This window comes from Nocardiopsis halotolerans DSM 44410, assembly GCF_000341065.1.
In the GTDB taxonomy this organism is placed as follows: Bacteria; Actinomycetota; Actinomycetes; order Streptosporangiales; family Streptosporangiaceae; genus Nocardiopsis; species Nocardiopsis halotolerans.
The window spans coordinates 1-8,180 of record NZ_ANAX01000228.1; the positions used below are offsets into that span (position 1 = coordinate 1).

Consider the following 8,180-nt stretch of genomic DNA (forward strand, 5'->3'; position numbering starts at 1 on the left):
CCCCACCTGGACCGGTACTTCGACTACCGGGTGCCCGCCGACATGGACGAGGCAGCGGTGCCCGGGTGCCGGGTGAAGGTGCGCTTCAACAACCGCCAGCTGGGCGGTTTCCTGGCCGAACGGGTGGAGACCTCGGAGTTCTCCGGGCGGTTGGCCTACCTGGAGTCGGTCGTCTCCCCCGAACCGGTGCTGACCCCCGAGATCCTGGGGTTGGCCCGCGCGGTCGCCGACCGCTACGCGGGCACGCTGAGCGACGTGCTGCGCCTGGCCGTTCCGCCCCGCCACGCCCGCGTGGAGAAGGAGGCGGCCAGGGCCGCGGCCTCCGACGCGAAGACCGCCGAGGGCACCGAGACGGCACCCGACATGGGCGACACGGCCCCGAACCCGACCGGCGCGGACACGGGCACCCCTCCGTCCGGTCCCACCGAGACCGGTGGGACCACGGTGGCCACAGCACCGAACGCTGACGACGAGTCCGCTGAGACGGTAATGGCCGGTGGGACCTCCGAGACAGCGGAAACCGCCGTGGGGCGGAGCCACTCCCAGGCCGGCTCCGGTTCCGGAGCACCGACCGGGGCCACGGCCGCAGCCGCCTCGGAGACCGCGGGCGCGGCGCCCGGCACGGCGCAGGGGACCCCCGGGGCGGCCGAGGTGGAGCCGGGCCCCTGGGCGGACTATCCCGACGGTCCCTCGTTCCTGCGCGCGCTGCGCGCGGGCCAGCCCGCCCGGGCCGTGTGGAACGCCCTGCCCGGCACGGACTGGGCGGACGCGGTGGCGGTCGCCGCGCACGCGGCCCTGGCCGCCGGGCGCGGCACGGTGATCGTGGTTCCCGACGGCCGCGACGTGGAGGCCGTCGACACCGCCCTGGAACGTCACCTGGGAAAGCACCGGTACGTGGCGCTCACCGCCGACCTCGGACCGGCCGAACGCTACCGTCGCTGGTTGTCGGTGCTGCGCGGACGGGTCCGGGTCGTGGTCGGCACCCGCGCGGCGGTGTTCGCGCCCGTGCGCGACCTGGGCCTGGTGGTGCTGTGGGACGACGGCGACGACGTGCACGCCGATCCGCACGCCCCCTATCCGCACGCGCGCACGGTGTTGTCGATGCGCGCGCACCGCGTCGGCGCCGGCGCCCTGATCGGCGGGCACACGCGTACCACCGACGCCCAGCTGCTGGCCGAGTCGGGGTGGGCGCTCCCGCTGGTCGCCGACCGGGCGACCCTGCGTCGCCGCGCGCCGCTGGTACGTGCGGCCGGGGACGACCGCGAACTGGCGCGCGACGAGGCGGCGCGGTCGGCGCGGATGCCGAGCGTGGCCCTGCGTACGGCACGCGAGGCGTCCCGGACCGGCCCGGTGCTCTTCCAGGTGCCGCGCCGGGGGTACCTGAACACCCTGGCCTGCGCCGGATGCCGTGAGCCCGCCCGCTGCGACTCCTGCCGGGGCCCGCTCGCGGTGCGCGGTTCGCACGCCATGCCCTCGTGCGGCTGGTGCGGCCGGGTGGCCGGCCAGTGGGCGTGCCCGGAGTGCGGCGTCACCCGCATGCGAGCGGTGGTGGTGGGTGCCCGTCGCACCGCGGAGGAGCTGGGACGGGCCTTCCCCTCGCTGACCGTGCGTACGTCGGGCCGTGAGGAGGTCCTGTCCCGGGTGGCGGACAGACCCTCGCTGGTGGTGGCCACCCCCGGCGCCGAACCGGTGGCGGAGAACGGGTACGCGGCGGCGGTACTGCTGGACGGCTGGGCGCTGTTGAACCGGATGGACCTGCGCGCTTCGGAGGAGGCGCTGCGGCGCTGGCTGAACGCGGCGGCGCTGGTGCGGCCGGGCGGCACGGTGGTGGTGTCGGCCGACGCCTCGCTACCGGTCGTGCAGTCGTTCGTGCGCTGGGACCCCGGGGGCTTCGCCGAGCGCGAGCTGGCCGAGCGCCGCGAACTGGGGTTCCCGCCAGCGGTGTCGATGGCCTCGGTCACCGGCGGCCCCGAGCACGTGCGCGAGCTGCTCGACCAGATCGAACTGCCCGAGGGCGCCGAACTCCTGGGGCCGGTGCCGGTGGGCGCGGACCGGGCGGTCGGCCCGGACGGGACCCACCAGACGGAGCGCGCGCTGCTGCGGGTGCCCCGGAACGGGGTGGGCGCGCTGGCCCGGTCTCTCAAGGTGGCGGCCTCGGCCCGCAGCGCGCGCCGCGACGAGCACCTGGCACAGGTCAGGGTGGACCCGCTGCACGTGGTCTAGTGCTCCGGCCGGAGGCGTCACCGGTGTGACGCACGAGGCACGGCTCTCCAAGGACACCTGCCCACGGCCGCGGCCGGCCCCCGGCCCCGGTGTCCGGGACCGCCACGCACACGCGGGCACCGCGCCCGGAACGGGTGGGGAACTCCCGCGGTGCCGCGCCAGGCACAGCGGGAAAACCCGTTGAAGGGTCGGCGGGCTCCCGGAAGACTGTCCGCCATGGCGGACTCCACCGCGGACCTCTTCGACTCGGTGGCCGACGTCTACGACGCGTCGGTGCCCTTCTTCACCACCTTCGCTCGGCGGCTGGTGGCCTGGGCCGAGCCTCCTCGCGGCGCGCGGCTGCTGGACCTGGGCGCCGGGCGCGGTGCCGTGTCCGTCGCGGTCTCGGAGGCGCTGGGGCCCTCGTGTTCGATCCTGGCCGTGGACGTCTCGCCCCGGATGGTCGGCGCCCTGGCCGCGCTCCCGCTCCCCCGTCTGCGTGCGCGCGTGATGGACGCCCAGGCGCTGGACCTGCCCGACGCCTCCCGCGACACGGTGCTCAGCGGCTTCGCCCTCCACATCCTTCCGGACCCGGGCGCGGCGCTGCGCGGTGTGGCCCGGGTGCTCGCCCCCGGGGCGGCGCTCGCCTTCTCCACCCCCGGCCCCAGCGCCGACGGCGGCTGGTGGTCGCGCTACGGCACGATCTTCGACGAGTTCGCGGCCCTGGCGGACGCGCCCGCCGGGATGGGCGGGCCTCCCCCGGACTGGGGGGAGCTCGCCGAGCAGGCCGGGCTGCGGTACACACGCACGGCGGCCACGGAGCTCTCGCTGCCCCTGGACGGCCCCGAGGCGCACTGGCGGTGGCTGCTCTCCCACGGCAACCGGTGGCTCCACGACGCCCTCGGCCCGGCCGACCGGCGCGCGTTCGAGCGAAGGGTCCTGCACAGCCTCGCCGAGCACCACCCAACGCGGGGTCACAGCCTCATCGCCGGAGCCGTCCTCCACGAGATGGTCAGGCCCTGAGCCGTGCCCCGGGAGTACTCAGCCGCCGTATCCGGCGCGGTACAGGTCGCGCAGCGTGGCCACCTCGGCGCTGTGGTGGATGACCTCACGGTTGACGTGCAGCACGAGCGCGACCATCGGGAAGTCCGCCCACTGGGGCGCCTCGGCTCCGCCCACCGGCGCGGCCAGCCCCTGGTCGTCCAGCGCCTGGACGTGTCCGGACCAGGTCTCGTAGGCGTGGCGCAGCCGCTGTCTGGCGTCGGTGGCGGTCGCGGGCCAGTCGATGTTCTCGCGCGTGGCGGTGCGGTCGCCGAAGTGCCAGTTGACCCGGGTCTCCAGCACGTCCACGACGATGTGGCCGAGCCGCCAGGCGATGGTGGTCACCGGCGGCGGATCCGGCTCGGGAACGGCCCCGTCGGGCCGGTACCGACCGTCCGGGCCCTCGCGCACGGCCCAGGCGCCGGGCACCGGCGTCCAGTGGAACTCCTCGTCGGTGAGGCCCTCCAGCCTGGGCCACAGGGAGTACTCCCAGTGGAACTGGAGCTGTGCCAGGACCTCTCCGGTCCAGTTCACCGCCATCCGCGCACATTCCCCTCCCCGCGGGGCGCCCGGCCCAGCCCCGCCAGAGTCCCGGTGCCGTGGTCGGACACCTCCTCGTCCGGATAGGGCCACCATCGCAGGTCGGCGACCCCCGGCTCAACCGGCAGGAAGGGGGCGAAGGCGCGTTCCACCGCGGCCCGGGGAGCCGGGGAGGCGAGGGCGAGGTAGCCGCCCGCGCGCATGAGGGCGTGGAGGTCGCCGATCCCCTCGGGCGGGTCGTCGGCGGTGAAGGGGCGGGTCATCAGAACGGCGACGGGCTCGCCGAAGTCGACGAGCCCGGAGGTGCTGAGGCGGCGCAGGAGCGTGTCCGTTCCGGAGCCGTCTCCGGAGAGCACGGCGGTACTGGCGGTGGAGAGCATGCCCGCCGCGCCGTACGGGGTGACGTGGACGACGGAGGCCTCGGGGGCGGTGGCGTGTACGCGCTCGGCGGTGCCGGGCACCGGACACCCCCAGTCGACGAACTGGCGCACGCCCGCGTCAGCGCACAGGTAGTCGATCACGCGGCCCAGGAAGGCCTGGTGCAGGCGGGTGTGTTCGGCATGCCGCGGGTCGGGCCGTTCGTCCGTCCGGGAGCCGAGGCTGACCACGCCCGACCGCTGGCCGGGGACGGGAACGCGTTCGCGCCCCCGGGACACGGCCGCGAGCGGACCTGTCTTGGGTCCTCGGACGTTGGTCACGATCACGCTCCCCCAGCCGGTTCGCTCGCGGGAGGCAGGCGCGCCGCGGGACGGGCCGGTCGGGCCCGGACAGCGTCGCGCCATGCCGTCAGGGCCCGATGGTACCGCCTGGGAACGTGATTCTCAGCACACGAGTGGGTGTTATGCGCCCTATCTATACTTTTGCGAGGTCTCAGGCCCAAGGTTTGTCGAAGACGTGTCCGCTCCGGGGGGGCGGTCCGGGGCCGCGAGCACGGAACGATCCAAAGAACGGCCTAGAACCCGGGGTCGGGAACCGGGGCAAGACGGCCGTCGCAGTCGGCGTACTCCCAGCGCGGCCCCCGGGCCACCAGGTCGGCGACCGCGCCGACGAGCCGGTCCACGTGCTCGTCGGTGGTGCCCACGCCCAGGCTCGCCCGCACCGCCTGGCCGTGACCCTCGGGCAGCAGGCGGCGGACGAGCGGGTGCGCGCAGAACAGGCCGTCGCGCACGCCGATCCCGTACTCGGCGGACAGGGCGGCGGCCAGCAGGTCGGCGGGCAGACCGTCCACGGTGAAGGACACGATGCCCACACGCGGCTGTTCCGAACCCCACAGGTTCAGCTCGGTGACGCCGTCGATCGCGGCCAGTCCCGTGCGCAGCCGCTCCAGCAGCGCCGACTCGCGGACGTGCAGCAGCTCCTGGGTCCGCGGGGTGAGGGTGTCGCAGGCCGCGGCCAGCGCCACCGCGCCCAGCACGTTGGGGCTGCCCGCCTCGTGCCGCGCGGGCAGGTCGTTCCAGACCACGTCGTGTTCGGTGACCAGCCGCGTGGCCCCGCCGCCGGACAGGTAGGGGGTGGCCTCGCGCAGCCAGTCGGTGCGTCCGGCCAGCACCCCGGAGCCGAAGGGGGCGTAGAGCTTGTGGGCGGACAGCGCGACGTAGTCGGCGCCGGTCGCCGCCAGGCTGAAGGGCAGGTGCGGCACGTACTGGGCGGCGTCCACGACCACGCGGGCGCCCTCGGCGTGCGCGGCCTCCACCAGCTCCTCCACCGGCCAGATCTCGCCCGTGACGTTGGAGGCGGCGGTCACGCACAGCAGCCGGGGCCCCCGCGGCGCCTCGCGCAGCGCGGTGCGGGCCGCCCGCACCGCGGACTCCGGGGAGTCGGGCAGCGGCAGGCGCACCACGTTCCCGGCGCGTGAGGCGGGGTGCTCCCACGGCAGCAGGCTGGCGTGGTGCTCGGACTCGAACACGACCACCGTGCAGCCCTCGGGCACGGAGCGGGCCAGCAGGTTGAGGGCGTCCGTGGTGCCGCGCACGAACACCACGGCGTCGGCGGGACGCGCGCCCACGAAACGGGCGACGCTGCGGCGGGCGCGCTCGTAGGCGTCGGTGCTGACCTGGGAGTGGTGGCCCGCGCCGCGGTGCACGCTGGCGTAGTGGGGCAGCGCCGCGGCCAGGGCCTCGGCCACCGGGGTCAGGCAGGGAGCGCTGGCCGCGTAGTCGAGGTTGGCGTACTCGACGCTTCCGCCGGTGACCAGGGGCACGCCCTCGTCGGAGGTGACGACGGTGCACGCGGCGGTGTCGGCCGGGGACGCGGCGCGAACGTTGTGGACGGGGCTGACAGTGGTCATGGAACACCTCTCCTGCGGGTCGTGGGACCCGCGGGGGTGCCGTCGTGGCAGCGCCTCGGGGTCCGCGCTTGTCCGACACGGTCGTGTCGGGACCTGGTCCTCACCCGGGGCACCCCACCGCGGAAGGAGGGTTGCCGACCAGCAAGCCGGGGCTTGACGCTGGTACTCGTGACCTGCGAGGCAGGTTAGCACAGGCGTTCCGGTCCCGGCACCGGGAGCCGTGTGTGGCCCGAACCACCGCCCCGCTTGACAGCGGTGAACGCGATGGGGACATACTTGTCCCTGCCTGCCCTCACGCCGCGGGTGTCCGGTTTCCCCCGGCCGCCCTCCAGGCGCGAGACTCCAGAGCGTCGGAGTTTTCGCGTGCCCGCGAGCGAGAGGTGTGTACGTTGCACGGCAGCGACCGTATCCAGCAGGTCTTCCGCAACCCCAGGGTCGTCCTGGTGTCCGGCTACGCCCGTCTGCCCGACTCGGTGGCGAGCCACTCCCAGTACCAGCGCCTCGGCGTCGTCCTCGCCGTGGACAGCGCGGACGGCCGCATCGTCGCCGCGGACACCACCCTGCTCACCGACCTGGCCAAGGACTTCTTCCGCGCCCTGGTCGAGGGGGCGTCGGTGACCGAGGACATCGCCGAACTCGTGCGTCGGGTGCAGACGCGCTACGCGGGCCAGTCCGGCGCCGCGCTGACCACCGCCCTGCGGCGCTGCCTGGAGACCTACGGCCAGCTGCGCGAGGGCGACCAGCTGCCCGGCGACCCTGACCGCGAGGAGTAGCGCACCCATGGCCGACCCCCGTCCCACCTCCCACGCGGCCACCGGGCCGCACGCGCCGCTGCCGCTGGCGGGCGTGCGCGTGGCCNACCTGTCCCGGGTCCTGGCGGGCCCGTACGCCACCATGCTGCTCGCCGACATGGGCGCCGAGGTCGTCAAGGTGGAGCAGCCCGGCCGCGGCGACGACACCCGTGCCTGGGGGCCGCCCTGGGCCGGGGCCACGGACGACTCCCCCGGCGAGGCCGCCTACTTCCTGTCGGTGAACCGCAACAAGCGCAGCCTGGCCGTGGACCTGAAGGACCCCGAGGGCCTGGCCGCCGTCCAGGAGCTCTGCGCGGCCTCCGACGTGGTGATCCAGAACTTCCGGCCGGGGGTGATCGACCGCCTCGGGTTGGGCTACGAGGCGGTCAGCGCACGCAATCCGGCCGTCGTGTACTGCTCGGTGAGCGGCTTCGGCCCCGAGCACGAACCCGCCACGCGCCCCGGGTTCGACATCGTGGTCCAGGCCGAGAGCGGTCTGATGGCCACCACCGGCCCGGCCGAGGGACCCGCGAGCAAGGTGGGCGTGGCCCTGACCGACGTGCTCACCGGGCTGAACGCGGCCGTGGGCGTCCTCGGCGCGCTCATGCGGGCACGCGTGACCGGACGGGGTGAGAACGTCAGCGTGTCACTGGTGAACTCCACCCTCTCCGGCCTGGTCAACCTCACCCAGCAGGCGCTGGTGACGGGTGCGGAGCCCGCGCGGGTCGGCAACGCGCACACCACGATCGTGCCGTACCAGACCTTCCCCACGGCGGACGCGGAGATCGTCGTCGCCGCCGGGAACGACGCCCTGTACCAGCGGCTGTGCGCGGCGTTGGAGCGCCCCGACCTGGGCGGGGATCCGCGCTACGCCACCAATCCGGGGCGGGTGGCGCACCGGGGGGAACTGGTCGGGGAGCTGTCGGCGACCCTGCGGTCCCGGCCCGCCGACCACTGGATGGAGCTGCTGGTGGAGGCCGGGGTGCCGGTGGGGCGGGTGCGCGGCGTGCTGGACGCGCTGCGCACCGCCGACGCCAGCGGCGACGACGTCCTGCGCACCGTGGAGCACCCCACCGCCGGGCTGCTCGAACAGGTCCGCGCGGGTTTTCGCCTGGAGAACAGCCCGCCGCCGCTCACCGCGCCGCCGCTGCTGGGCCAGCACTCCCGGCAGGTCCTGGCCGAGCTCGGCGTGGACGGAGCCAGCGTGGACGCGATGGTCGAGCGCGGCGCCGTCCAACAGCCCGACCTGCCCTGACTCCCGCGGCCGGGTGCGCGCGACCCGCGCCGGGCGCCGGAACCGCCACGCCCGGAGCCCGGAC

The 8,180-nt window shown here is 75.1% G+C and carries 7 protein-coding genes and 1 riboswitch; of the genes, 4 read left to right on the forward strand and 3 right to left on the reverse strand.

From position 1 onward, the window contains the following. A partial coding sequence (locus D455_RS0117465) for a primosomal protein N' (protein WP_017572003.1) occupies positions 1 to 2,223 on the forward strand: 2,223 nt, incomplete at its 5' end. Positions 2,224 to 2,439: 216 nt separating this feature from the next. Continuing rightward, positions 2,440 to 3,225: a class I SAM-dependent methyltransferase gene (locus D455_RS30840; protein WP_017572004.1), complete on the forward strand. Its 786-nt coding sequence runs from the start codon at positions 2,440 to 2,442 to the stop codon at positions 3,223 to 3,225. 18 nt (positions 3,226 to 3,243) lie between these two features. Here the strand turns inward: D455_RS30840 and D455_RS0117475 are convergent, their stop codons facing one another. The 3 genes from D455_RS0117475 to D455_RS0117485 all read right to left on the reverse strand — a co-directional run bounded on the left by D455_RS0117475 (position 3,244) and on the right by D455_RS0117485 (position 6,070). Continuing rightward, positions 3,244 to 3,783, reverse strand: a complete 540-nt coding sequence (locus tag D455_RS0117475) for a DinB family protein (RefSeq protein WP_017572005.1) — start codon at positions 3,781 to 3,783, stop codon at positions 3,244 to 3,246. Next, positions 3,774 to 4,481, reverse strand: a complete 708-nt coding sequence (locus tag D455_RS0117480; protein ID WP_017572006.1) for an SAM-dependent methyltransferase — start codon at positions 4,479 to 4,481, stop codon at positions 3,774 to 3,776. Before D455_RS0117480 ends, D455_RS0117475 begins: the two co-directional genes overlap by 10 nt. A 254-nt stretch (positions 4,482 to 4,735) precedes the next feature. Continuing rightward, positions 4,736 to 6,070 (reverse strand): aminotransferase class V-fold PLP-dependent enzyme, encoded by a 1,335-nt coding sequence (locus tag D455_RS0117485; RefSeq protein ID WP_017572007.1) that lies wholly within the window; start codon positions 6,068 to 6,070, stop codon positions 4,736 to 4,738. Positions 6,071 to 6,129: 59 nt separating this feature from the next. Beyond that, positions 6,130 to 6,244, reverse strand: a riboswitch (SAM riboswitch). A 215-nt stretch (positions 6,245 to 6,459) separates the two neighbouring features. On the opposite strand from D455_RS0117485, the gene D455_RS0117490 reads away from it, so the two are divergent. Together D455_RS0117490 and D455_RS0117495 are read left to right on the forward strand one after the other, a co-directional pair. Beyond that, on the forward strand, positions 6,460 to 6,843 hold the full coding sequence (locus D455_RS0117490) for a DUF3870 domain-containing protein (RefSeq protein WP_017572008.1): 384 nt from the start codon (positions 6,460 to 6,462) through the stop codon (positions 6,841 to 6,843). 7 nt (positions 6,844 to 6,850) lie between these two features. After that, on the forward strand, positions 6,851 to 8,116 hold the full coding sequence (locus tag D455_RS0117495; protein WP_017572009.1) for a CaiB/BaiF CoA transferase family protein: 1,266 nt from the start codon (positions 6,851 to 6,853) through the stop codon (positions 8,114 to 8,116). Positions 8,117 to 8,180: the final 64 nt, after the last annotated feature.

What these genes read in the sequence shown, in the direction of transcription:
- D455_RS30840 (WP_017572004.1), top strand. Translation starts at nt 2,440, where the DNA reads ATGGCGGACTCCACCGCGGACCTCTTCGACTCGGTGGCCGACGTCTAC.
- D455_RS0117475 (WP_017572005.1), bottom strand. Translation starts at nt 3,783, where the DNA reads ATGGCGGTGAACTGGACCGGAGAGGTCCTGGCACAGCTCCAGTTCCAC.
- D455_RS0117485 (WP_017572007.1), bottom strand. Translation starts at nt 6,070, where the DNA reads ATGACCACTGTCAGCCCCGTCCACAACGTTCGCGCCGCGTCCCCGGCC.